General features: G+C 37.9%; 23 protein-coding genes, 2 tRNA genes and 3 rRNA genes. 10 read left to right on the plus strand and 18 right to left on the minus strand.

Going from position 1 to position 25,933, the window contains the following annotated elements:
• Positions 1 to 85: 85 nt before the first annotated feature.
• A complete protein-coding gene (locus ACQVD9_RS15075; RefSeq protein ID WP_264746760.1) occupies positions 86 to 1,042 on the minus strand; it encodes a glycosyltransferase in 957 nt (318 codons plus the stop codon).
• 90 nt (positions 1,043 to 1,132) lie between these two features.
• Between ACQVD9_RS15075 and argH the strand changes: the two genes are divergently transcribed.
• Positions 1,133 to 2,524 carry an argininosuccinate lyase gene (argH, locus tag ACQVD9_RS15080; protein ID WP_413774168.1) on the plus strand — a complete coding sequence of 464 codons (1,392 nt, stop codon included), beginning with the start codon at positions 1,133 to 1,135 and terminating at the stop codon, positions 2,522 to 2,524.
• A gap of 86 nt (positions 2,525 to 2,610) precedes the next feature.
• Here argH and ACQVD9_RS15085 read toward each other — a convergent pair whose 3' ends face one another.
• Positions 2,611 to 2,916 (minus strand): hypothetical protein, encoded by a 306-nt coding sequence (locus tag ACQVD9_RS15085; RefSeq protein ID WP_264746761.1) that lies wholly within the window; start codon positions 2,914 to 2,916, stop codon positions 2,611 to 2,613.
• 414 nt (positions 2,917 to 3,330) lie between these two features.
• Between ACQVD9_RS15085 and ACQVD9_RS15090 the strand changes: the two genes are divergently transcribed.
• The 6 genes from ACQVD9_RS15090 (at position 3,331) to panC (ending at position 7,980) form a co-directional block, all read left to right on the plus strand.
• Positions 3,331 to 3,852, plus strand: a complete 522-nt coding sequence (locus ACQVD9_RS15090) for an RrF2 family transcriptional regulator (protein WP_264746762.1) — start codon at positions 3,331 to 3,333, stop codon at positions 3,850 to 3,852.
• 113 nt (positions 3,853 to 3,965) lie between these two features.
• Positions 3,966 to 4,601: an FMN-dependent NADH-azoreductase gene (locus ACQVD9_RS15095; protein ID WP_264746763.1), complete on the plus strand. Its 636-nt coding sequence runs from the start codon at positions 3,966 to 3,968 to the stop codon at positions 4,599 to 4,601.
• A 103-nt stretch (positions 4,602 to 4,704) separates the two neighbouring features.
• Positions 4,705 to 5,241, plus strand: coding sequence for a single-stranded DNA-binding protein (gene ssb, locus ACQVD9_RS15100; protein ID WP_264746764.1), 537 nt, complete (start codon positions 4,705 to 4,707; stop codon positions 5,239 to 5,241).
• Positions 5,242 to 5,452: 211 nt separating this feature from the next.
• Positions 5,453 to 6,475: an alcohol dehydrogenase AdhP gene (adhP, locus tag ACQVD9_RS15105; protein ID WP_264746765.1), complete on the plus strand. Its 1,023-nt coding sequence runs from the start codon at positions 5,453 to 5,455 to the stop codon at positions 6,473 to 6,475.
• 165 nt (positions 6,476 to 6,640) lie between these two features.
• A complete protein-coding gene (locus tag ACQVD9_RS15110; RefSeq protein WP_264746766.1) occupies positions 6,641 to 6,979 on the plus strand; it encodes a zinc ribbon domain-containing protein YjdM in 339 nt (112 codons plus the stop codon).
• A 170-nt stretch (positions 6,980 to 7,149) separates the two neighbouring features.
• Positions 7,150 to 7,980, plus strand: a complete 831-nt coding sequence (gene panC / locus ACQVD9_RS15115; protein WP_264746767.1) for a pantoate--beta-alanine ligase — start codon at positions 7,150 to 7,152, stop codon at positions 7,978 to 7,980.
• Positions 7,981 to 8,032: 52 nt separating this feature from the next.
• Here panC and znuB read toward each other — a convergent pair whose 3' ends face one another.
• The 3 genes from znuB to ACQVD9_RS15130 are packed head-to-tail and all read right to left on the minus strand — an operon-like array spanning position 8,033 to position 10,075.
• On the minus strand, positions 8,033 to 8,824 hold the full coding sequence (gene znuB, locus ACQVD9_RS15120) for a zinc ABC transporter permease subunit ZnuB (RefSeq protein WP_264746768.1): 792 nt from the start codon (positions 8,822 to 8,824) through the stop codon (positions 8,033 to 8,035).
• Complete coding sequence (znuC, locus tag ACQVD9_RS15125) at positions 8,817 to 9,584, minus strand: zinc ABC transporter ATP-binding protein ZnuC (protein WP_264747810.1); 768 nt, start codon at positions 9,582 to 9,584, stop codon at positions 8,817 to 8,819. The genes znuB and znuC overlap by 8 nt, the downstream gene beginning before the upstream one ends.
• Positions 9,585 to 9,589: 5 nt before the next feature.
• Positions 9,590 to 10,075 (minus strand): Fur family transcriptional regulator, encoded by a 486-nt coding sequence (locus ACQVD9_RS15130; protein WP_264746769.1) that lies wholly within the window; start codon positions 10,073 to 10,075, stop codon positions 9,590 to 9,592.
• A gap of 62 nt (positions 10,076 to 10,137) precedes the next feature.
• On the opposite strand from ACQVD9_RS15130, the gene ACQVD9_RS15135 reads away from it, so the two are divergent.
• Positions 10,138 to 11,037 carry a zinc ABC transporter substrate-binding protein gene (locus ACQVD9_RS15135; protein ID WP_264746770.1) on the plus strand — a complete coding sequence of 300 codons (900 nt, stop codon included), beginning with the start codon at positions 10,138 to 10,140 and terminating at the stop codon, positions 11,035 to 11,037.
• A 54-nt stretch (positions 11,038 to 11,091) separates the two neighbouring features.
• Here ACQVD9_RS15135 and ACQVD9_RS15140 read toward each other — a convergent pair whose 3' ends face one another.
• Positions 11,092 to 12,600 (minus strand): SmvA family efflux MFS transporter, encoded by a 1,509-nt coding sequence (locus tag ACQVD9_RS15140; RefSeq protein ID WP_264747811.1) that lies wholly within the window; start codon positions 12,598 to 12,600, stop codon positions 11,092 to 11,094.
• 118 nt (positions 12,601 to 12,718) lie between these two features.
• Between ACQVD9_RS15140 and ACQVD9_RS15145 the strand changes: the two genes are divergently transcribed.
• The gene (locus tag ACQVD9_RS15145; protein WP_264746771.1) at positions 12,719 to 13,294 is read left to right on the plus strand and encodes a TetR family transcriptional regulator; all 576 of its coding nucleotides are present in this window, start codon (positions 12,719 to 12,721) and stop codon (positions 13,292 to 13,294) included.
• A gap of 96 nt (positions 13,295 to 13,390) precedes the next feature.
• Here ACQVD9_RS15145 and panS read toward each other — a convergent pair whose 3' ends face one another.
• The 9 genes from panS to purT form a co-directional block, all read right to left on the minus strand.
• Entirely contained in the window at positions 13,391 to 14,320 is a 930-nt protein-coding gene (gene panS, locus ACQVD9_RS15150; RefSeq protein WP_319804737.1) for a ketopantoate/pantoate/pantothenate transporter PanS, read from the minus strand.
• A gap of 204 nt (positions 14,321 to 14,524) precedes the next feature.
• Positions 14,525 to 14,998: a pilin gene (locus tag ACQVD9_RS15155; RefSeq protein ID WP_319804738.1), complete on the minus strand. Its 474-nt coding sequence runs from the start codon at positions 14,996 to 14,998 to the stop codon at positions 14,525 to 14,527.
• Positions 14,999 to 15,256: 258 nt separating this feature from the next.
• Positions 15,257 to 15,372: ribosomal RNA gene (rrf, locus tag ACQVD9_RS15160) — 5S ribosomal RNA — on the minus strand.
• Positions 15,373 to 15,554: 182 nt separating this feature from the next.
• Positions 15,555 to 18,460, minus strand: a 23S ribosomal RNA gene (locus ACQVD9_RS15165).
• Between the two features lie 245 nt (positions 18,461 to 18,705).
• Positions 18,706 to 18,781 (minus strand) — tRNA-Ala (locus ACQVD9_RS15170).
• 7 nt (positions 18,782 to 18,788) lie between these two features.
• A tRNA-Ile gene (locus tag ACQVD9_RS15175) sits at positions 18,789 to 18,865 on the minus strand.
• A 93-nt stretch (positions 18,866 to 18,958) separates the two neighbouring features.
• Positions 18,959 to 20,484: ribosomal RNA gene (locus ACQVD9_RS15180) — 16S ribosomal RNA — on the minus strand.
• Together the 16S, 23S and 5S rRNA genes with 2 tRNA genes alongside form the textbook arrangement of a ribosomal RNA operon.
• Positions 20,485 to 20,800: 316 nt before the next feature.
• A complete protein-coding gene (locus ACQVD9_RS15185) occupies positions 20,801 to 21,199 on the minus strand; it encodes a gamma-butyrobetaine hydroxylase family protein (RefSeq protein ID WP_264746772.1) in 399 nt (132 codons plus the stop codon).
• Between the two features lie 8 nt (positions 21,200 to 21,207).
• Positions 21,208 to 22,389: a formate-dependent phosphoribosylglycinamide formyltransferase gene (gene purT / locus ACQVD9_RS15190; protein ID WP_264746773.1), complete on the minus strand. Its 1,182-nt coding sequence runs from the start codon at positions 22,387 to 22,389 to the stop codon at positions 21,208 to 21,210.
• 92 nt (positions 22,390 to 22,481) lie between these two features.
• On the opposite strand from purT, the gene ACQVD9_RS15195 reads away from it, so the two are divergent.
• Complete coding sequence (locus ACQVD9_RS15195) at positions 22,482 to 23,621, plus strand: MalY/PatB family protein (RefSeq protein ID WP_264746774.1); 1,140 nt, start codon at positions 22,482 to 22,484, stop codon at positions 23,619 to 23,621.
• Here ACQVD9_RS15195 and ACQVD9_RS15200 read toward each other — a convergent pair.
• The 3 genes from ACQVD9_RS15200 to ACQVD9_RS15210 all read right to left on the minus strand — a co-directional run bounded on the left by ACQVD9_RS15200 (position 23,618) and on the right by ACQVD9_RS15210 (position 25,921).
• The gene (locus ACQVD9_RS15200) at positions 23,618 to 23,998 is read right to left on the minus strand and encodes a TspO/MBR family protein (protein ID WP_413774182.1); all 381 of its coding nucleotides are present in this window, start codon (positions 23,996 to 23,998) and stop codon (positions 23,618 to 23,620) included. The genes ACQVD9_RS15195 and ACQVD9_RS15200 overlap by 4 nt on opposite strands.
• A 207-nt stretch (positions 23,999 to 24,205) precedes the next feature.
• On the minus strand, positions 24,206 to 24,820 hold the full coding sequence (locus ACQVD9_RS15205; protein WP_264746775.1) for a hypothetical protein: 615 nt from the start codon (positions 24,818 to 24,820) through the stop codon (positions 24,206 to 24,208).
• Between the two features lie 30 nt (positions 24,821 to 24,850).
• Entirely contained in the window at positions 24,851 to 25,921 is a 1,071-nt protein-coding gene (locus ACQVD9_RS15210; protein ID WP_264746776.1) for an enoyl-CoA hydratase/isomerase family protein, read from the minus strand.
• Between the last annotated feature and the right edge of the window lie 12 nt (positions 25,922 to 25,933).

Below are 25,933 nucleotides of genomic sequence, written 5' to 3' on the forward strand. Positions count from 1 at the left end.
TCCTAATGGATAAATAATATCTATTCTGCCAAATTATTACTATTAGACTCAAAGAAGAAATGCAACAAAATATAAGGGCTTACAATTAGCCTTTTAAACCATAATAGAGTTTTTCCCAAAAAGTATCTTTTGGTCTTTCACGTAAGGGAGAAGTCATTGCTGCAACAGTTGTTTTACCCAATTGTTTATAACTGTAGCGACTTTCCACTAACTGCTGACCTGCTTTAGCAATTTGTTCAGCCTTTTCTGGATTAGCCCTTAACTCTTTTAATTTTTCTTGAATATCTTGTAGATTACGGTATAGAACAATATTCTCCATATCTACAAAACCTAAAGCTTGGTTTTCATCAACACCTTGATCATAAGCGATTAATACACAACCACAAGCCATCGCTTCAAAATTCTTAATCATATACTCGCCAAAACCAACATCAGCACTAACGAAGAACTTAATGCGATTTAAAGTATTAACATACTCTTCACCTGATTTAGTTTTGGTAATAACCAAATTCTCTGCTTTAGCTACAGCTTCTAATGTTTGCTTACGTAAGCTATAGGCCTCATTACGAATACTCCCCACAAAGCCTAATTCAATTTCACGCTCTAACCCTTTATTACAAAGCAATTGTTCATCATAGCCTTTCGGTACAAAAACAGCATCTACACCTTCTTGTTGTAATTTTTTAGCGATACTATGACCTGATACTAATACCCTAGCCCAAGGTAAATGATGATAATATTGGGTAAATTTGCCATGATACTTACCTGCTGCGTAATTTTGCCAAGCATCATGCTCTAAAATAACTAAATTAGGCACAGAACGTATAAAACCTACTTGTTTAATTTCTTTTTTAAAGCGTAAGAAAAATAAAATACGATCATACTGAGAAGTATCTACTTTCTCTTTAAAGTAACGTTTTAAATTTGCTTGCTCATCATCTGTTAACCAGCGAGTATCACAATCGCAATTAGCCTCTATACTTTCATACAGTCTATCTAAAATAATTCGCTGCTCTTTTTGAACAAGAAATAAAACTTTCATAATCACCTTACTAAAAATCTGCGTCCCAAAAACACATCTGGTATCATATGACAATTGTACTGAAAAATAATCCAATTGCAGAGTTTAATTATGACTAAAGAAACAAATCAGTCATGGGGTGGTCGTTTTAATGAGCCAGTAGATGCTTTTGTCGCTCGTTTTACAGCCTCCGTTGATTTTGATAAACGTCTTTATAAACACGATATTATGGGCTCAATTGCCCACGCCAAAATGCTTACTGAAGTAGGTGTATTAACCGCCGTTGAGCGTGATGCTATTATTGAAGGGCTTAGCCAAATTCAACAAGAGATCGAAGCAGGTCACTTTGAATGGCGTGTGGATTTAGAAGATGTTCATATGAATATCGAAGCTAAATTAACTGAGCGTATTGGTGTCACAGGTAAAAAACTTCATACTGGACGTAGTCGTAACGACCAAGTAGCTACCGATATTCGCCTATGGTTGCGCGATGAAATAGACCGCATTAAAGCTGAAGTTACTCGTCTACAACAAGGTATTTTAGAGCTGGCTGAGCGCGAAGCTAATACTATTATGCCTGGTTTTACTCACTTACAAACCGCCCAACCTGTCACCTTTGGTCATCATTTATTAGCATGGTTTGAAATGTTAAGCCGTGATTATGAGCGCCTAGTTGACTGCCGTAAACGGGTTAATCGCATGCCATTGGGTAGTGCTGCATTAGCAGGTACAACGTATCCAATCGACCGTTTAATCACTTGTGACTTACTAGGATTTGAAAGCGTTTCAGGTAACTCTTTAGATGGTGTATCTGATAGGGATTTTGCGATTGAATTCTGTAGTGCCGCCAGCCTTATTATGATGCACCTTTCTCGCTTTTCAGAAGAGCTAGTATTATGGACTAGTGCGCAATTTCGTTTTATTGAATTACCTGATCGTTTCTGTACAGGTAGCTCAATTATGCCACAAAAGAAAAATCCAGATGTACCAGAACTAATACGTGGTAAATCAGGACGTGTTTTTGGTGATTTAACAGGTTTATTAACCTTAATGAAAGGCCAACCATTAGCCTATAACAAAGACAACCAAGAAGACAAAGAACCCCTATTTGATGCCGTAGATACTGTAGCAGATTCATTACGTGCCTTTGCTGATATGGTACCAGCAATCCAAGCCCGTCGTGATAATATGCGAGAAGCAGCCTTACGTGGTTTTTCTACAGCTACAGACCTTGCTGACTATCTAGTACGCAAAGGCTTACCTTTCCGTGATTGCCATGAAATTGTTGGTCATGCGGTGCGTTATGGCGTTGAGCATGATAAAGACTTAGCTGAAATGAGCCTATCTGAATTAAAACAATTCAGTGATAAGATTGAGCAAGATGTGTTTGCTGTGCTAACCCTCGAAGGTTCAGTTAACGCACGAGACCATTTAGGTGGCACTGCACCTGCTCAAGTAAAAGCAGCCATTGAGCAAGGTAAACAACTATTAGCTAATCGTTAGAATACTAATAAGAGGATTATAGCAAAAACAGTCCTTAAACTAGAACACTCTACTACCTATAAAACATTTAAGACTAGTCTTACCAACTAGTCTTTCTTATTTTCATTTCTCAGCCTAGTAGCTACTGGATTCATCTCCTGCAAAAGAGTAAAAGCATCATTTAATAGCAAACTGGAAGCAGAACATACAGCCTGTACTGCTGTACTTTCACACTTATCAAACTCATAAAGACTTTCCAATAAATTAATTACTGCCAGTAACCTACCTGTTGCACATTCAAAAATATCTTCAGCTGCTGCATTAGCATTATAGTAAAGTACATTCTCTTTATTTGACTGCGAAGTAAAATTCAAGGGAATAAAACAAGGGGAGATGTTAGTCGCTTTGCTCATCGTTTAACTCCTGTAATTTGTTTAGCCTCCCTAACCAGATAAGGAGGCAGAACTATGCACAGGTTCGCGGACCGACACACACGGAATCGGCACACCCCGAAAGGTGTCCCGTGCATAGTCCGCCATAAAAACAGGCAAAGCTATACTACCAACTGCTAGATCGTTCTAGCAGCGAGCCGTGTGTGGATGAAACGGGCCGCGACGCCCATGCTATAGATTTTGCTATAGTCTTTTTATTGTAAGGCTAGTTAACGCTAATCAGCAAGTTTTTTACTAAGATGCTAAGACTTAAGTATTTCGCTATAGATTATTACCTTAGCCACAATAATAACTTTAGCTAATCGCTAACTAGGCTAAAACTCTCTATAATAAAATAGAAGACTAATAAAACCACTTACAGTACTATACTCTCCCATGTCATATATTAGTTCTGGCGTAGAATACGCATTACATTGTCTACTTTATCTTAGCCAACCAATCAATGCTAAAGGGGTAAGTGTGCGAGATCTTGCAGAGCTGCAAAATATACCTATTGACTATTTAGCCAAAATTTTTACCAAGCTTCATAAAGCTGGAATTGTCATAGCTACAGAAGGTATAAAAGGTGGCTTCTCTCTTGCTAAAACTGCTGATCAAATCAGTGTGCATGATGTTATTGTTGCTATTGATAACTACAAACCACTGTTTAAATGTAAAGAAATACGGTCTGGCTGTGCTGTTTTTGATAAAAAAATACCTGCAGAAGCGACACAAGGTACCTGTACTATTCATGCAATTATGCTAGATGCAGAACAACAACTACGCGATACTTTATCCCAACAATCACTCGCAGATATTGCCCAAAAAGTGACAAAAAAATTACCCAAAGACTATCCACAACAAGTTATCAAATGGTTAGATCATCGTACAATTAATCGCCAACCCAACAATAAATAACTAAATCTTCCCTTATTTTTATATTAAATAATATACACATACTTGCATTTAATATAAAAACTATATAAATTAACTACGACAAATAATATCCAAGTTTAAAAAGGAAATTTCTTATGAAAATCATGCATATCGATGCAAGTGCAAAAAAGCCTGAACAATCCAACTCTCGTATGTTAGGTAAGTTCTTCTTAGAACAACTAAAAGAACAAGGTGTTAACTTTCAAATAGACTATCTAGACCTTACTAAAGATATTCAACCACATCTAACACCAGAGTTTGTTGTTGCCACATATAAACCCGAAAACGAACGTACCCCAGAAATGAAAGCAGTATTAACTGACTCCGATGCCATGTGCCAACGAGTTATCAGCGCAGATACTTTAGTATGTGCTATGCCTATGTATAATTGGACAATTCCTTCAACCTTTAAAACCTTTATTGATACCATTATTAGAACTGGCGTTACTTACGACCTCTTTCCCGATGGCACTACCAAAGGCAAACTAGCAGGTAAAAAAGTATTATTTATCACTACGCGTGGCGCTGATTTACGTTCAGGTGCTTTTCAACATATGGATGCAATGACCCCCGTACTTAAAGCTGCTTTTAGTTTTCTAGGCATAGATAACCCACAATTTGTAGATGCGCAACCATTACAGTTTTCTGATCCAGAATCACGCTTAGCTGCACTAGCAAGAGCTAGAGAAGAATTAACAACTATTGCCAAACAATGGGCTACAACGATATAAATTAGCAAATATATCATTACTATTTTTTGATTGGCTGCTTATTCAGAGTAATGTAATATGTTGTCTAATTATATTCAAAATATAGCAAGTAAAAGGAACCATCATGGCAGCTAGAGGTATTAACAAAGTTATATTAGTAGGCAATATCGGTAATGAACCAGAAATGCGCTATATGCCTAATGGCAATGCTGTAGCTACTGTTTCATTAGCTACTTCTGACGCATGGAAAGATAAAAATACAGGTGAACAACAAGAGCGTACAGAATGGCATCGCGTAGTATTTTTTGGCAAGCTTGCTGAAATTGTTGGTCAATATGTACATAAAGGTTCTAAACTTTACGTGGAAGGCCGTTTACAAACCCGTAAATGGACCGACCAACAAGGTGTAGATCGCTACTCTACCGAAGTGGTAGTCGATATGGGCGGTACAATGCAATTACTAGATAGCCGCCAAGGTGATGCGGGTGGTTACCAACCTCCCCAACAACCTTATCAACAACAAGCACCTGCTGGCAACCAATATGGCGGACAGCCTGCACCAGCACAACAACCTATGCAGCAACCACAAAATCGTCCTCAACAGCAGCCACAACAACCTGCACCAAACTTTGACGATTTTGATGATGATATTCCGTTCTAAAACTCATAGCTATAACTTTCATCCACTATACCTAGTGGATGAAAGTTAAATAAATTCCTTCTCTTTTCTATATTATTTACTCTTTATCTTCTCAATTTATCCCATCGTATAGTATTTATTTCTACTAAACAGGAATAGGCTATCTTCTATTGTTATTACCTAAAAATAACAAATTACTTTCATCTCAAATTACCCATATGGAGAAATTACAATGAAAGCTGCTATTGTAAGTAAAACTAATCCCGGTCGTGTAGATATAAAAAAAGTAAAAGATCCTGTGATTAAAGCAGGTCAAGCCTTGGTCGATGTTGAATATTGTGGCGTTTGCCATACTGATTTACATGTTGCCAATGGTGATTTTGGAAAAGTACCAGGTCGTATTATTGGTCATGAAGGTATTGGTATTGTTTCCAAAGTGGCGCCTGATGTTACTCATTTAAAAGTAGGTGATCGTGTCAGTATTGCTTGGTTCTACCAAGGATGTGGGATTTGTGAATATTGCTTAACAGGTAGAGAGACATTCTGTCGCCAAGCAAAAAATGCTGGCTTTTCAGTAGATGGCGCAATGGCTGAAAAATGTGTTGTAGAAGCTGATTATGCAGTAAAAGTACCTGATGGATTAGACCCTGCACAAGCAAGCAGCGTTACCTGTGCGGGTGTTACCTGTTATAAAGCAGTTAAAGTATCCCATATTAAACCAAGTCAATGGATTCTTATTTCCGGTTGTGGTGGTTTAGGTAACTTAGCTATTCAATATGCAAAAAATGTATTTAACGCTAAAGTTATTGCTGTAGATATTAACGATGATAAATTAAAACTTGCTAAAAAAATTGGTGCAGATCTAACCTTTAACGCTAAAAAAGAAAAAGATGTTGCTAAAGCTATTCAAGATAAAACAGGTGGTGCTCACGCTGCAATAGTTACGGCTGTATCTAAAGCTGCATTTAATCAAGCAGTAAATGCCGTACGTGCAGGTGCAAAAGTAGTAGCTGTTGGTTTACCACCAGAAACTATGGATCTTTCTATAGTAAAGACCGTATTAGATGGTATTGAAGTAGTAGGTTCTTTAGTGGGTACACGTAAAGATTTAGAAGAAGCTTTTCAATTTGCAGCAGAAGGCAAAGTAGTACCTATCGTAAAAACACGTAAATTAGATGAAGTTAATGATATTTTTGAAGAAATGGAAAAAGGTGAAATCTTAGGCCGTATGGTTGTAGATATGCATAAACATTAATCACTTTTATTTATTTTACAGTGAGGCTAAAATCTATTTAGCGTCACTGCCATTACTTATTAGTAAACCACTCCAACATACTCCTGCTATTTCCTACTAAATAACACTAATTTAATGTTATTTCGGCTATAATAATTTGTTTTTATAGACTGATAAGGAATAATTATGAATACGCCTCCTCAATGTCCCGTATGCAGCATGGAAAACACTTATTTTGATGGTACATTATTTGTATGTCCTGACTGTACCCATGAGTGGGCAGCTGGTGAAGAAAGTACAACTACAACTGGCGAATTAGAAGTAAAAGACTCTAACGGAAATATCCTACAAGATGGTGACTCTGTTATTTTAATTAAAGACCTTAAAGTAAAAGGCTCTTCTCTAGTCATCAAAAAAGGCACAAAAATCAAAAATATTCGCCTTTGTGAAGGTGACCATAATTTAGACTGTAAAGTAGATGGTGTTGGCCTTAAATTAAAATCAGAATTTATGAAAAAGGCTTAACTTTTAATATTACTCTAAAAAATAATTAGAATACTATTAAACTAACTGCTAGATACTTACTCTAATCCTTGCCGTACAATTTATATTAGAAGAAGAGTACAATACGCACTCTTTCTTCTAATAAATAACAGAATCCAATAATTATAGCTCAGCATTTTCTAAGGTTTTTTATGCAATTGCTTCATACTATCAAAGAATTACGCACATGGCGCAAAGATAAAGGATTTATTGGTTTTGTACCCACGATGGGCAATCTTCATGATGGGCATTTACAGCTCGTTAAAGAAGCAAAAAAACTAGCAGATCATGTGGTTGTTAGTATTTTTGTTAATCCTATCCAATTTGGAGAAGGTGAAGACTTCGACTCTTATCCAAGAACCTTAGATCAAGACATGGAAAAACTAGTAGAAGCTGGAGTTTCTGTAGTATTTGCTCCAGAAGTAAAAGAACTCTACCCTATTCCACAAACTGTTTTTATAGAACCATCAAGTATTCAAAATGAACTTTGTGGCATAACTCGCCCTGGCCATTTCAGAGGCGCAGCTACTGTAGTAAACAAACTATTTAATATAGTACAACCTAATATAGCTTGTTTTGGCAAAAAAGATTATCAACAACTGTTTGTTATTAAAGAGATGGTAGCAAATCTAAATATGCCTCTACAAATTATTGGTGTTAATACAGGTCGTGCTAAAGATGGCCTTGCCTTATCAAGCCGTAATGGTTATTTAACTGATGCCGAACGACTACAAGCGCCAACTCTTTATCAAACATTAACCAGCTTACAGCAGACAATTAAAGCAGGAAATCGTGATTATCAAAATCTACTAGATGATGCTAAAAAACAACTTAATGATTCAGGTTGGCAAGTAGAATATATTGAACTACGCAATGCAAATACTTTGCAACCAGCTAAACTTGAAGATACAAAATTAGTTATCTTAGCAGCTGCTCGCCTAGGTAAAACACGTTTAATTGATAATATTGAAATTACTTTATAGCAATAATTTGCACTAGTAACTGCTAGTGCAAATTAATATTTATCAATTAATACTAAGCAAGAACACGTCGAGGAAATAAAAAGCTTAATAAAAATAATGCTGCAGCTGAAACAACAATAGCTGGGCCCGTTGGTGCATTAGAATAATAAGAAAAAGTTAACCCCAAACACACCGCTAACACTCCTAAAATACTAGCACCTATCGCCATTTGTTCAGGGCTTGTTGCATGACGCTGAGCAGTAGCTGCTGGAATAATTAGTAAAGAAGCAATTAATAAAACCCCAACTATTTTCATGGCCACCGCAATAACAATGGCCACTAATAACATCAACGCTAACCTAATAATTGTAACAGGCATACCTTCTACAGCTGATAACTCTTCATGCACTGTAATAGATAACAACTGGCGCCACAAGATAACAATAAGAACTAGCACAAATAAACTACCACCCACAATCCAATATAAATCTATAGGAGTAATAGTAAGAATATCACCAAATAAATAATCCATTAAATCTACACGGACATCTGGCATAAAGCTTAATACAACTAAACCTAATGATAATGTGCTGTGAGCTAATATACCCAATAAAGTATCTGATGCTAAAGGTTGTTTACGTTGTAAACTCACTAACAAAATAGCAATTAAAATACAGCAAACAATTACTGCGAAGGTAAGATTTATTTTTAACATAAATCCCAGTGCTACCCCTAATAAAGAGGCATGGGAAAGCGTATCACCAAAATAAGCCATTTTACGCCAAACCACAAAAGAACCTAGTGGTCCTGCAACAATTGCCAAAGATAACCCTGCAATTAAGGCATAAAGTAGAAAGTCAGGCATGTTTACAGTCATCTCCACATTGATGTGTTTTAATAACCTGACCATGCAGGTTATGTTGATGATCATGGTGGTGATGATAGACAGCAAAACTATTAGCATTAACCCCAAATAATTCTTTAAATGCGGGATCATTACTCACATGCTCGGGATACCCAGAACAACAAATATGTTGATTCAAACAAATAACCTGATTGGTATTAGCCATTACCAAATGTAAATCATGTGAAACCATTAATACACCACAATTATAATGATCACATATTTGGTTAATTAATTGATAAAGCTCTACTTGCCCATTAATATCAACGCCCTGGGTAGGCTCGTCTAATACCAATAATTGCGGTTTACGTAACAATGCCCTTGCTAACAATACTCTCTGTAATTCACCACCAGAGATACTTTGCATTGAACGATCCAAAATATGGGAAGCACCTACTTCTTCCATAGATTTATTAATTTGCTCATTAGAGATATGAGGTATTAGCTTCAAAAACCGTTTAACCGTTAATGGCAAACTAGGATTAAGTTGTAATTTTTGAGGAACATAACCAATAGTTAGCCCTTCTTTTTTCCATATATCGCCAGATGTAGGCTTAATAAGCCCTAACAGTGTTCTTAATAAAGTTGTTTTACCTGCTCCATTAGGCCCAATAATAGTAACAATCTGCCCTGCATAAATGGATAAGCTAATATCATCGAGAATAGTTTGTGCTCGTAGCTTAACATTAACCTGCTTAAGCTCAACTAATAATTCTTTCATCATTATCAATTACGCTCTTGGCAATTATTACATAATCCAACTACTTCTACAGTTTGGCCTGTAATTAAAAAATCTGCTTTCTTAGCAGCAGTTTCAATTGCCTTATTAATAGTAGTCTGCTCCAACTCAAGTACATTATTGCATTGACTACAAATCAAGAAATAACCTTCATGAATATGTGCGGGATGAGCACACCCCACAAATGCATTACGTGAAGCTAAACGATGAATTAGCTGATTTTCTAATAAAAAATCTAATGCACGATACACAGTAGGTGGTGCGGCATTGCGTCCATCCTCTGTAGCTAACACATTAAGAATATCATACGCACCTAATGGTTTATGACTTTGCCAAATAAGTGCTAATACTCTTTTGCGCAAGGAGGTTAAACGAACTCCACGCTCCAGACATAACTGTTCTGCTTGTTGTAAAGCATTATCAATACACTGTTGATGATCATGTTTATGGTGTGACTTAAATGGAGTATTCATAAAGAAAGTTCAATGCTATATTTTGTTATGTTATTATATAACATATTATTGGGAGGAGCTACATGCGTACTATTAAACTTTTTTTCTTTAGTTTGCTATTTGTTACTACATCTATTACTGCACAAGCTAAAGAAATTAAATTACTCACAAGTATTAAACCTTTACAGCTTATCGCCGCAGCTGTTCAAAATGGAATTAACCAGCCAGATGTTCTTCTTCCACTAGGTGCTTCTGCCCATCATTATTCATTAAAACCTAATGACCTACAGCGCATTCAAGATGCCGACCTGTTCTACTGGATAGGCCCTAATATGGAAGTCTTTTTAACCAAAACATTGCAAACACGCACTAAACCTAGTGTTGCTATTCAAGAGCTTGCTAACATTCAATTACGTCATTTTAGTGAAGGACACGAAGAACATGATGACAATGACCACCAACATCAAGCAGGCAGTTTAGATCCTCACCTATGGTTAAACCCTACCAATGCCATTACTATTGCTACTAAAATAACTGAAGATCTGTCTAAGCTAGACCCCTCTAATAAAGATAGATATAAAACAAACTTAGTAGAGTTTCAAAAAGACCTAAATATAACAGATAAAGCTATCCGTCATAGTTTTACTTATACTAAATTAAAACCCTTCTTTGTATTCCATGAAACCTACAACTATTTTGAAGAAACTTACGATATAAAACATAGCGGTGTATTTAGTTTAAACGCTAGCATTCAACCTAGCATAAGACACGTTGCTGAAATGAAACAACGGCTAGCAAAAGCAGGTGATAGCTGTATTTTTTATGAGCCTCCTGTCAAGCCAAAACTAGCAGATACATTGACTCAAGGATTACCTGTTAGTGTATATATGCTTGATGCAATGGGTGCTGAGATAACAATGAATAATCAAGGCTATCCTAAACTTCTGGTATCTTTAGCAGAACAACTACAAACATGTAAATAATAGTCCTGTATAACTATAGATAAGATACTCCTATATCTTATCTATAGTTTTATATTAATGATTCTGTATACTAGGATCTATCCTAACAGGTAAAAATCTCCAAACAAAAAAAGTTAATACTGTTAATAAAAAACCTGCTGTTGCTAATACCAACACATGTGCATTAATAAAAGCTTCTTTTGCTGCCATAATCAGGCCATTACTTAGTATTTGTTGATCTTCTAATTTACTTGCTACCAACAATGCTTCATTAATCGAGTTCGTTGCTTGTATGGCTAACTCTTCAGATATTCCTGCTGGAATATCTATATTATTACTAAAAATAATGGTTAACATCACACCAAATAGCACTACACCAAAACCAGCACCCAACTCATATGCCATACCTTCGATTGCCCCTGCCGATGCTGACTTATCAGAAGGTGCTGAAGACATAATAGCTGCTGTTGAAGCTAATAAAGCTGTACCTATACTCAACCCTAATAAAATCATTAATGACCAAGCTAAATAAGGAAAACGCATAAAGTCACATAAAGATAAACCAAAGAAACTTAAAGCACTAATCCCTATACCAACAGTAGCCACCATACGCAGACCTAACCTTGCTACTAACCAGCCCGCCAATGGTCCACCTAAGCCACTAGCCAACATCAATGGCAACATAAATAAACCTGCTTGCAATGGAGTTTTACCATGAACAAATTGCAGCTCTTGCGCCATTAATAACTCAAATCCTACAATACTAATCATCGCAGTCATGGCCATTACAACGCCTATTGCCATAACTCTTTGTTTAAGCAATCTAAAATCCACCATTGGCGATAAACTATCTAACTCTTTTCTTATAAAAATAAATAAAATAACAAATCCCAATATGCCTATTAATAAAACTATCAAAAATGAGCTATCTGCTCTTAATCCAGACTTAATAGCGTAAATTAATAGTAAAATACCTGTAATAAGTACTAGTGCTTTACCAATTTCCCATTTTTGTTGATCATTCTGTGCTTGCTTTGGAACAACAAGCAATATAGCAACTATCGTAATCACAACAATAGGGATATTAATTAAAAATACTGATCCCCAATAAAAATGTTGCAATAAATACCCACCAACTAAAGGACCTATCGCAGCCCCTCCCACACCAACAGTTGTCCAAATACCTAAGGCAACAGCTCTTTCCTCATCATTTAAAAATGTTTTACGCACTCCAGCTAAAGTAGCTGGCAAAATCATGGCTGCACCAATAGCTAAAAAAGCTCTAGCTATAATTAACATCAATGAAGTAGGAGCTAACGCCGCACTAATAGAAGCAAAACCAAAAATAATTAACCCTAAAATAGCTAATTTTTTATAGCCTAACCTATCCCCTAATGCTCCCATTGGCAGTAATAAACCTGCCATAATCAATGAATAAATATCTATAATCCAAAGTAACTCATTAGCAGAAGATTCTAGTTCCAAACTCAGTGTTGGAATAGCCACATGCAAAACAGTAGCATCAATTGATACTGGTAAATACATGAGGATAATCAACGCCAAAATTAGCCATTTATTACTCATCATACCCTCTTTAAATTTTCTGAACATAAGTTCAAGTTTGTATATTTTATATAAAAGTTGAACATTCGTCCATATTTATTGCATAATTATCAAAACTAGTAACAACTCGGATATTAGAATGGCCTACCTAAAAAAAAATGAAAGATACAATGCTATTTTAGCAACAGCCATGAAAATAATTACCCAAGAGGGAATAGCAGCAATAACAGCTAGACGTGTTGCTCATGAAGCCAATATAGCTGTGGGCCAAATTCACCATCACTTTAAATCTGTAGGTCAACTAAAAGCTGAAGCCTTAGCAAGGGTAACAGAAGAATTAATTACAAAAACCCAACTCTCTTATCAAAATGAATCCATCATTAACCAAATCATCAATATTATTAGTCCTATTGAAGGAGAAATAGGTTCTGTTATGAGAAAACTATGGAATGAGGCCGTTTTTCTTGCTGAACGTGATCCAGATATAAAATTAGCCTATAAACAATCTATTGAAGAATGGCACAGTGCCACAACCAAACTAATAGAAGAAGGTAAACACAAACAACTTATTACTACACAAAATAGTTCTGGATTAGCATGGCAACTAATCGCCCTCAGCTGTGGTTTTGATAGTTTAGCCGTAGTAGAAGAATTTAGATTTGATATTGATACAATAAAAAACCACATCATCAAAATTCTTTGTCAAAAAGAATAGAATAATAATTAGTCAGTTACTCAAACCTACTTTCTTTTTAAATTATTAACCTAATTGAATGCTATGATAATAATCACTTCTATCATATTGCTTTATTTATTCCCTTTTCTTAACAGGTTTACCCTGCCAATACCCTGCTAATAAAGAGCCCGAAATATTATGCCAAACAGAGAAGATAGCACCAGGCAAAGAAGCTAATGAAGAGAAATAAGTTTGTCCTAAAGTAGCAGCTAATGCTGAATTCTGCATACCTACTTCAATAGACATTGTTCTACAAGTGGACTCATCAAAACCAAATAATTTTCCACCCCAATAACCACCTAATAAGCCAATTGCATTATGCAATATAATAGCTAGCATAATAGTCACTCCCACATTAGCAATTTGACCTCTACTAGCAGCTACCACAATACCAATTAGAAATATCAAACTACACATAGATAAAAAGGGTAATATTGATTCAACTTTTTTCACCAATTTATTAAAAAAATAATGAATAATTAAACCTAATATAATAGGTACAAGCACTATTAAAACTATATGCTCAAACATCTCCCAAGCATTTACTTGTACTGACTGACCTACTAGTAATAACGTAAGTAAAGGAGTAACCACAACCCCAACTAAGGTTGAAACCGAAGAAATAGTTACTGAAAGTGCTACATCACCTTTAGCTAAATAAATAATCACATTAGAAGCTGTTCCACTAGAAACACTACCTACCAAAATCATTCCCACTGCTAAATCAGTAGGCATTTGAAAAATTTTGGTTAAAATTAGAGCCGTAAATGGCATCACAATATAATGTAATACCGTACACACAATAACTGCTTTAGGCTTAGCAAATACATATTTAAAATCTGCAAAACTTAAAGATACCCCCATAGTAAACATAACAAACATTAGTAAATAGCTAATACTGGGTTTAAATGGTGTAAATATAGTAGGTATATAATAAGCAACAACTGCTATAGCAGTTGCCCATAATGGAAATAATTGACAAACTTTAATTAATATTTTTACCATATTATTATTGTCTTTATTAAAAAAATCCCCACATCATATGATTGGGGATTTATATATTTTATCACTTAAATATAAACTACTATCAAATAAAGGAAGTTTTTACTGCACATTACAATACAAAGCTTTAATAAATAATGTAAGAAGAAGTTATGAAATTTCAAGCATAACGAAGCAGTCAAATACTCATTCGAAACTTATAACTAATCAAAATTCACCAAGCGCATCACCTGCTGATAAACCACCTTCGCAACTATTAGGCACATATGCCTGTTCTATTGTAGTTCTACATGCCCACTCAATAGAACCTACATTAAACCTACCAGCTAAAACAATAACATTATCAGCAACTGCTGGACTAAGTTTACTATCACTTGTTGATTTTGTCAGAACCATAACCATACAAGTATATTTTTGTCCACCTATATTTCCCGCAGCACCAAAGACAACTTGATAGGTATTAGGAACTTTATCTTTCACTATTCCTGAAGGGCACATATTCTTCATACTAACTGTTTCTGCTATTTCAGTTTTATATCTAGTCAATACATTTACAATTTCTGTTACCTGTATCTTAGCAATATGTGTTCTATAGGCAGGTACAGCAATAGCGGCCAATATACCTAGAATCGCAATAACAATCATCAATTCAATTAATGTAAAACCACGTATTCTATTCATACAACAACCATAACTTCTATTTCAAAATGACATAAGCACTTTAACAAAAAATATTATAAAGATCCATTAACCCTACTTGAACAGAATAAAAAATTTGTTCAAAAACATAGAAATAGAAATTAAAATGAAGAGCATTAAGAACTAACATTATGCTTGGATTCCAGCTGCAGAAGACAATTCTGTAATTCACTTATATATTTTCATTACTCAATAAAAAAGCCCCATCATATAAGTTTATGATGGGGCTTTTGTTTAGGAGCTTGAGGATGACCTACTCTCACATGGGGAGACCCCACACTACCATTGGCGATACGTCGTTTCACTACTGAGTTCGAGAAGGATTCAGGTGGTTCCAACGCTCTATTTTCCTCAAGCAATTCTTTATGGTGAGAAGGTTCTTGGTTATCTTACCCCATCACCCAAATCAGATATGCTTTTGTATGCTGTAAAGATTAATCATTATTTCAGTCTAGTCTACGCTTTGGCAAACGAACTCATTTGCTCACTTTCGACTTTTGCTTGTCTTTCTTTGGTTAACTAAATAACTTGGGGTTATATAGTCAAGCCTCTCGGGCAATTAGTATTGGTTAGCTCAACGTATCACTACGCTTACACACCCAACCTATCAACGTTGTAGTCTTCAACGGCCCTTTAGGGGGATTAAATCCCCAGTGAGATCTCATCTTGAGGCAAGTTTCCCGCTTAGATGCTTTCAGCGGTTATCTCTTCCGAACATAGCTACCCGGCAATGCCACTGGCGTGACAACCGGAACACCAGAGGTTCGTCCACTCCGGTCCTCTCGTACTAGGAGCAGCCCCTCTCAAATCTCAAACGTCCACGGCAGATAGGGACCGAACTGTCTCACGACGTTCTAAACCCAGCTCGCGTACCACTTTAAATGGCGAACAGCCATACCCTTGGGACCGGCTTCAGCCCCAGGATGTGATGAGCCGACATCGAGGTGCCAAACACCGCCGTCGATATGAACTCTTGGGCGGTATCAGCCTGTTATCCCCGGAGTACCTTTTATCCGTTGAGCGATGGCCCTTCCATACAGAACCACCGGATCACTAAGACCTACTTTCGTACCTGCTCGACTTGTCTGTCTCGCAGTCAAGCGCGCTTTTGCCTTTATACTCTTAGCGTGATTTCCGACCACGCCGAGCGCACCTTCGTACTCCTCCGTTACTCTTTAGGAGGAGACCGCCCCAGTCAAACTGCCCACCATACACTGTCCTCAACCCGGATAACGGGTCAGAGTTAGAACCTCAAACATGTCAGGGTGGTATTTCAAGGTTGGCTCCATTAGAACTAGCGTCCTAACTTCAAAGCCTCCCACCTATCCTACACAAACAGGTTCAAAGTCCAGTGCAAAGCTACAGTAAAGGTTCACGGGGTCTTTCCGTCTAGCCGCGGATACACTGCATCTTCACAGCGATTTCAATTTCACTGAGTCTCGGGTGGAGACAGCGCCGCCATCATTACGCCATTCGTGCAGGTCGGAACTTACCCGACAAGGAATTTCGCTACCTTAGGACCGTTATAGTTACGGCCGCCGTTTACCGGGGCTTCGATCAAGAGCTTCGCCTAAGCTAACCCCATCAATTAACCTTCCGGCACCGGGCAGGCGTCACACCCTATACGTCCACTTTCGTGTTTGCAGAGTGCTGTGTTTTTAATAAACAGTTGCAGCGGCCTGGTATCTTCGACTGGCTTCAGCTCCATTCGCGAGGAACTTCACTTACCACCAGCGCACCTTCTCCCGAAGTTACGGTGCCATTTTGCCTAGTTCCTTCACCCGAGTTCTCTCAAGCGCCTTGGTATTCTCTACCTGACCACCTGTGTCGGTTTGGGGTACGGTTCCTAATAACATAAGTTTAGAAGCTTTTCTTGGAAGCATGGCATCAATCACTTTCCATTTAAGATAAATGAATCGTCATCAGTTCTCAGTAATAATCTCCCGGATTTGCCTAAGAGATCTACCTACAGCCTTTCAAGTGGACAACCAACGCCACTCTGATTTAGCCTACTCCGTCCCTCCATCACTGTTATTAGAAGTATAGGAATATTAACCTATTTCCCATCGACTACGCTTTTCAGCCTCGCCTTAGGGGCCGACTAACCCTGCTTCGATTAACGTATCGCAGGAAACCTTGGTCTTTCGGCGTGGATGTTTTTCACACCCATTGTCGTTACTCATGTCAGCATTCGCACTTGTGATACCTCCAGCCAACTTCTCAATTGACCTTCACAGGCGTACACAACGCTCCTCTACCGCTCACGTAAAACGTGAACCCGTAGCTTCGGTATTTGGTTTGAGCCCCGTTACATCTTCCGCGCAGGCCGACTCGACTAGTGAGCTATTACGCTTTCTTTAAAGGATGGCTGCTTCTAAGCCAACCTCCTAGCTGTCTATGCCTTCCCACATCGTTTCCCACTTAACCAAAATTTTGGGACCTTAGCTGACGGTCTGGGTTGTTTCCCTTTTCACGACGGACGTTAGCACCCGCCGTGTGTCTCCCATGCTAGAACTTTCTGGTATTCGGAGTTTGCATCGGGTTGGTAAGTCGGGATGACCCCCTAGCCGAAACAGTGCTCTACCCCCAGAAGTTATACATGAGGCGCTACCTAAATAGCTTTCGAGGAGAACCAGCTATCTCCAAGCTTGATTAGCCTTTCACTCCGATCCACAGGTCATCCGCTAACTTTTCAACGGTAGTCGGTTCGGTCCTCCAGTCAGTGTTACCTAACCTTCAACCTGCCCATGGATAGATCGCTTGGTTTCGGGTCTATACACAGCAACTAGGCGCCCTATTAAGACTCGCTTTCGCTACGCCTCCCCTATTCGGTTAAGCTTGCTACTGTATATAAGTCGCTGACCCATTATACAAAAGGTACGCAGTCACGGAACAAGTCCGCTCCCACTGCTTGTACGCATACGGTTTCAGGTTCTATTTCACTCCCCTACTCGGGGTTCTTTTCGCCTTTCCCTCACGGTACTGGTTCACTATCGGTCAGTCAGTAGTATTTAGCCTTGGAGGATGGTCCCCCCGTCTTCAGTCAAGGTTTCTCGTGCCCCGACCTACTTTTTGTGTACTTAGATCCACATGCGTATTTTCGTGTACGGGATTATCACCCTCTATGATTGGCTTTCCCATGACCATTCCACTAATACATATGCTTCTGAACACTGGCTGCACCCCGTTCGCTCGCCACTACTTGGGGTATCTCGGTTGATTTCTTTTCCTCAGGGTACTTAGATGTTTCAGTTCCCCTGGTTCGCTTCTCAGTACCTATGTATTCAGTACTGGATAACTGAGGTTCTCTCAGTTGGGTTTCCCCATTCAGACATTTACGGATCAATGCTTTGTACCCAGCTCCCCGTAACTTTTCGCAGGTATCACGTCTTTCATCGCCTCTGACTGCCAAGGCATCCACCGTATGCGCTTATTCACTTGACTATATAACCCTAAATTATCTAGTAATCTAAAGCTACACAACCAAAGAATCGACATTTGTTTCGCCGAAAATTTGCGCTTGAGTTCGCAATATTTTCACCTCAGCATTAGTAATTAGACCAGTAATTACTAATTAATCTTTACTTCTTTGCATATCTAATTTGTTAAAGAACAGTCTAACTTTAAAAGTTAGAAGGTAATTCTCTTTGCTTAAAAGAATTAGCTTCTAGCTTCTTTTGATTATTATCTGGTGGAGCCAAGGAGGATCGAACTCCTGACCTCCTGCGTGCAAGGCAGGCGCTCTCCCAGCTGAGCTATGGCCCCATTTAATTGGTGGGTCTGGTAGGACTTGAACCTACGACCCCACGCTTATCAAGCGTGTGCTCTAACCAGCTGAGCTACAGACCCTAATCTGTTAACTTTTTAGGCATCCGCCCAATTCGTTCTTTGCAATTATAAATCAAGTAATTCGTGTGGGTACTTGTAGTACCAGCTTTCGTTTAAGGAGGTGATCCAGCCGCAGGTTCCCCTACGGCTACCTTGTTACGACTTCACCCCAGTCATGAATCACTCCGTGGTAACCGGCCTCACGAGGTTAGCCTAGCTACTTCTGGAGCAACCCACTCCCATGGTGTGACGGGCGGTGTGTACAAGGCCCGGGAACGTATTCACCGCGACATTCTGATTCGCGATTACTAGCGATTCCGACTTCATGAAGTCGAGTTGCAGACTTCAATCCGGACTACGATTGGTTTTCTGAGATTAGCTCCGCTTCACAGCTTGGCAACCCTCTGTACCAACCATTGTAGCACGTGTGTAGCCCTGGCCGTAAGGGCCATGATGACTTGACGTCATCCCCACCTTCCTCCGGTTTGTCACCGGCAGTCTCCTTAAAGTGCCCACCTTTACGTGCTGGTAACTAAGGATAAGGGTTGCGCTCGTTACGGGACTTAACCCAACATCTCACGACACGAGCTGACGACAGCCATGCAGCACCTGTGTTCCGATTCCCGAAGGCACTCCCACATCTCTGTAGGATTCCGGACATGTCAAGGCCAGGTAAGGTTCTTCGCGTTGCGTCGAATTAAACCACATGCTCCACCGCTTGTGCGGGCCCCCGTCAATTCATTTGAGTTTTAATCTTGCGACCGTACTCCCCAGGCGGTCAACTTATTGCGTTAGCTGCGCCACTAAAACCTCAAGGGTCCCAACGGCTAGTTGACATCGTTTACAGCGTGGACTACCAGGGTATCTAATCCTGTTTGCTCCCCACGCTTTCGCACCTCAGTGTCAGTATCAGTCCAGTTAGTCGCCTTCGCCACTGGTGTTCCTTCCTATATCTACGCATTTCACCGCTACACAGGAAATTCCACTAACCTCTACTGTACTCTAGTCAGTCAGTTTTGGATGCAGTTCCCAGGTTGAGCCCGGGGATTTCACATCCAACTTGACAAACCACCTACGCGCGCTTTACGCCCAGTTATTCCGATTAACGCTTGCACCCTTCGTATTACCGCGGCTGCTGGCACGAAGTTAGCCGGTGCTTATTCTGTTGGTAACGTCAAAGGTGAGTCGTTACTTCACCCCTTCCTCCCAACTTAAAGTGCTTTACAATCCGAAGACCTTCTTCACACACGCGGCATGGCTGGATCAGGGTTTCCCCCATTGTCCAATATTCCCCACTGCTGCCTCCCGTAGGAGTCTGGGCCGTGTCTCAGTCCCAGTGTGGCTGATCATCCTCTCAGACCAGCTACAGATCGTCGCCTTGGTGGGCCTTTACCCCACCAACTAGCTAATCTGATCTAGGCTCATCCAATAGCGGTACAATAAAGCACCTTTCCCCCGTAGGGCGTATGCGGTATTAGCGCGAGTTTCCCCGCGTTGTCCCCCACTACTGGGCAGATTCCTAGACTTTACTCACCCGTCCGCCGCTCGTCAGCATCCCGAAAGACCTGTTACCGCCCGACTTGCATGTGTTAGGCCTGCCGCCAGCGTTCAATCTGAGCCATGATCAAACTCTTCAGTTTAAAATCTTTTGAACCATAAGGTTCTAAAACGGCTCAGTAATCTAAAAACTCAATCTATGACGAGTTGTTTATATTACTGATATTTCTTACCAGTACTACAAACACCCACACGATTTACTTGATTTATATTGTTAAAGAACTTGTATCTTTAGAGCTTTACTCTGCAGATGAGGCGCGCATTCTACGCCTTTTCCTAACTTTGTCAACGCCTTTTTTAATCTTTTTTTGATTTATTTTTATCTACAAAATTAATCAGAAAATATTAAACAACCTTAACTAGTAGGGACGAAAAATTATATAGATTTACTCAACTTTGTCAATTTGTTTGATTAGTTTTTTGAGTAGAACTAACGAGTTTAACTATAGATTCATTAGGATCTCTAGACTTTCCTTGCTCATTTAGTTGTTTTAAATAGTCATCCCAAATATTTTCTTGCTCTGTAGCTAATTTATATAGATATTCCCATGTATATAGCCCCGTATCATGGCCGTCATCAAACGTTAATTTGAGGGCATATTGTCCAGCAGGTTCTATTTTAATTAATTTAACCTCTTTCTTAGCGTATTGTAGTATGGGATTACCATGTCCTTGCACTTCAGCTGAGGGAGAGTTAACTCTTAGATATTCAGCCGATAACTGATAGAGCTGGCCTTGGTAAGTAAGCTCTAGTAGGTTAGATGTTTTTTTTAACTTAATAGCTTCTGGAATTTGCATAGTTAATCCTACAATTTCACTTTAACTTGCTGTGATACATGCTTTGCTTTATTAACCGCTTGCTCTATAGTTTCTGCTCTTGCAAGTCCAACTCCCATTCTTCTTTGGCCTGATACTTCTGGTTTACCAAATAAACGTAAATCTGTTAATGACTCACTAATCGCTTGCTCTAAATTAGAAAAACTCACTTGTTTAGACTCTCCCTCAACCAAGATAACTGATGAAGCAGAAGGTCCATATTGTTCTATATAAGGAATAGGTAACCCTAGAATAGCACGAGCATGTAACGCAAATTCGGATAAATTTTGTGAAATTAAAGTAACCATGCCTGTATCATGGGGTCTTGGAGAAACCTCACTAAACCAAACTTGATCACCGTTGACAAACAATTCAACACCAAATACACCTCTACCACCTAAGGCTTCAGTCACTTTAGTGGCTATTTCTTTAGAGATAGACCATGCTGTTTCTGTCATTGGTTGTGGTTGCCAAGACTCTCTATAGTCCCCTTTTTCTTGCCGATGGCCAATTGGTTCACAGAAAGATACACCATTAATATGACGAACAGTTAATAAGGTAATTTCATAATCAAAATCTATAAAACCTTCTATAATTACATTGCCACCACCTGCTCTGCCCCCTTCTTGAGCATATTTCCAAGCAGTATCAATATCAGCCTCACTACGAATTAAGGATTGTCCTTTGCCTGATGAGCTCATTACAGGCTTGACAATGCAGGGAAAACCTAACTCTTTTATGGCTTGTTTATACTCCATTTCATTAGTAGCAAAACGATAAGGTGAAGTAGGTAACTTTAACTCTTCAGCCACTAAACGACGAATTCCCTCTCTATTCATAGTAAGCTGAGTAGCTCGAGCTGTAGGAATAATTGTATAGCCTTCTTTTTCTAGAGCAACTAATGTATCAGTGGCAATAGCTTCAATTTCTGGCACGATATAATGAGGCTTTTCTTGCTCTATTACTTTACGTAAAGCATTACCATCTAACATGCTAATAACATGGCTACGATGGGCAACCTGCATAGCAGGTGCATTGGCATAACGATCTACAGCAATCACTTCACAACCTAAACGCTGTAGCTCAATCACAACTTCTTTTCCTAATTCTCCAGAGCCACAAAGCATTACTCTAATAGCTGTAGCTGATAGTGGTGTGCCCAGTGTTAGCATAAATTATCCTCATGATACGTAGGTTTTTAATAATGTATATATTGCCATATAATGATGAGCTTACCTAGTAGCCAAATAATATAGGAATCAGCATGTTTAATTTTGATCAAGTTATTAATCGAGCTAATACCGATAGCCTTAAATGGCAAAAATATGCTGCTAAAGATATCATTCCGCTATGGATAGCTGATACTGATTTTCTTTCTCCGCCTTCTATTATGAACGCATTACAAGAACGCGTAGCAGAGGGAGTTTATGGCTATGGCGGACAACCAAAAGAGTTAGCTAAGGCTTTTATCAATTGGACAGACAAACACTATAATTGGCAAATACAACCTGAATGGCTAGTTTTTTTACCAGGATTAGTAACAGGTTTAAATATTAGTTTACGTGCATTTACTAATGAGACAGAAGCTAGTATTTGCCCTTTTCCTATTTATCCTCCCTTTATGGCAGCAGCAAAGCATGTCAATCGTAAGCAATATTATGCTAATTTATTGAATAAAAATAATCGTTGGGTCATGGATTTAAGTACTCTTGAAAATAAATTAGATGGCAACGAAAAATTATTAATGCTCTGCAATCCGCAAAATCCTGGTGGTACCGTTTATCGTCATGAGGAGTTATTAGAACAACTTGCTTTTGCTAAACAACATAATATGATTGTTTGTAGTGATGAAATACACTGTGATCTTTTATTAGAGTCTAATTTAAAACATATCCCTTTTGCTTCTCTTAATGAGGATGCTGCAAATCGCTCTATCACTTTAATGGCTCCTTCTAAAACTTTTAATATTGCTGGGCTTGGGGCATCCATTGCTATTATCCCTAACCCACAACTTCGTCAAAAATTTATGCACGTAATGGAGGATATAGTTCCTCATTTAAATATTTTAGCTTACACTGCTGCAATTTCCGCGTATACAGATACAAGCGATTGGTTAGCAGAACAATTAATATATCTGCGGGGCAATAGAGATTATCTCTATCAACAAATTAATAGTATTGAAGGCTTGAAATTATTGCCTATCGAGGCTAGCTATTTAGCATGGATTGATGCAACCAAACTCCCCATAGAGAATCCTCATCGTTTTTTTGAAGAAGCTGGTGTTGGTTTATCAGATGGTAATGATTTTGGCTGTGATAAATTTTTACGACTTAACTTTGGATGCTCTAGAGTATTGTTAGAACAAGCTATTGAACGAATGAAAATAGCCTGTTCTAAACTTTAATTATAGATAAAGATATAAGCATTAAGGTAAGTAGCAAATAAAATCCATAATAAATAAGGTACAAATAACCATGTACTTATTTTACTTACACTATAAGATTTTATAATATAAAAGATAACAATAATATCAAGGATAACTATATCAGTTAGGCCTAAAAAAGGATTCTCTAAATAAAAGAAAAATACACTCCATAAAAAGTTAGCTATTAATTGAAGTATGAATAAAACTATTAAAGTTTTTTTTAAATAATGAGAACTCATTGTTATTAAACTAATAGAAATCCCCATTAGCATATATAAAATAGTCCAAGCAATTGGGAAAGCTATATTAGGTGGTGTTAAAGCAGATCTACTCAATGTAGGATACCAATGAGTTATAGCTTCTGTTTGAAAAAACTAGGAGTAAAACCAACCACTAAACAAACTAATACGCATATACTACTAATAACTATTTTTTTCATATCTCAAAAAGCCATTAAATTTTTATCTATTAAAATGGTTTTTAGAAACTAAATCCATTGACCTTTTGTAGTAATTTCATTCTATCAATTATTAACTTTGTAGATATCTAACAATGTTATGTATTTAATATTTCATTTGTTGTATAACAATATTGATAAATTCAATAAAGTTTTTCTCTAACAATTCTTTATTATTTCTTTGTAATGAGTTTTTAAGCACTGCATTATTGTTATATCTAAAAATAATATAATCACCTTTTTTAGTATAAACTCCAAACTCTTGAAATTTATTTATTCCCATATACTCATAATAAGTATCAGAAGCCCAAGAATATACAACTGTGTTTGGTGAAGGATATGCTGCTTTAGAGCTTAAGCTATTATTAGCTTTATCTCTCTTAAATACTTCATATGCATTTTGTTGCTTAGCTAATCTAACGCCTCCAAGCTCACGATCATCACTTTTATTTTCCAAAATAAAGTCTATTGAACAACCTGAAACCATTTTGCCTCCAGTTCCATACCCACTTAAAGGCATATAGTTTCTTGTAGTACGAAGATTGACAGTAACAGGTTCACCATCAAATAATGTGCTAAAGGCATTCTTATCAAATAATTTTGCTATTTTTATACATTCATCAAGATCTGTCTCATCGGTTTGCTCACCATAACTTATTAAAGGAAAAATTAAACTACTTATTATGATGAATAGCCATTTTATTAAATATATTCTAGTCACATTGTTACCTACTGTATGAAAAGGTTCTAGTCAAGGGATAAAATGTTTATTGACTTCACGATATGGAACCTCTTCTATACTCTTCCAACACCAATTTGGTTTATTATCTTTATCAATTAGTTTGGCCCTAACACCTTCAATAAAATCCTTTCTCTTACAGCAATTTTGACTAATCACTAAATCCATTTCTAATACTTCTGTAATTGAACAACGTGATAAACGTTTTAATTGTTCCCAAATTAGCCATGCCGTCATTGGACATCCACTTACAAGGGTTTTAGCTGCCTGTGCTAAAGCTTCATCATTACTATCTTGCAAGCTAATAATAGCATTACAAACACTTGGTAAATCAGGTTGATCCAAAGTTTCTTTAATAATCTTTAATCTAAACTGCCAAATAGCGTCTGGTAGTTGTGGAAATGCTTGTTGTTCAAGAGACTTTAATAACTGCTGTAATTGTTGCTCAGCATTACATGCCCAATTAATTTGTTGTAAACCTTGTAATAAAATGTCTTTCTGGTCATTTAATAAGAAACGATCGGCCCAACCAAAATATAAAGCATCATTAGCATTCAACTGACTAGCTGTTAATGCAAAAAATAATCCTAAGTTTTGTGGCATACGAGATAAAAACCAAGCCGCCCCCACATCTGGAAATAAGCCAATATTAATTTCAGGCATTGCCAGCTTACTGGTTGGGGTAACTATTCGAGTTGAACAACCTTGTAGTAACCCCATTCCACCACCTAATACATAACCCTCACCCCAACCTATAATGGGTTTAGGATAATGATGTATAAATGCATCCAATTGGTACTCTTGTGAAAAGAACCTTTGTGCAACCTCATCAGGTTCGCCTAAATGTTGACAACATGACTCCACAATTTGCCGAACATCGCCACCTGCACAAAAAGCTTTAGCAGAAGAACTATGCAAGAAAACACAGGCTAGCTTAGGATCAATAGCCCATTTTTCTAACTGCTGATACATAGCTTTGGTTATTTGGTAGTTTAATGCATTAAGATTTTTAGGTGAGTTTAAAGTAATTACACCTACTTTATAGTTATCTAAGCAAGACAATTCTTCAAAATGTACAGGCAATTTTTATACCTC

The organism is Entomomonas sp. E7T21, from assembly GCF_058693955.1.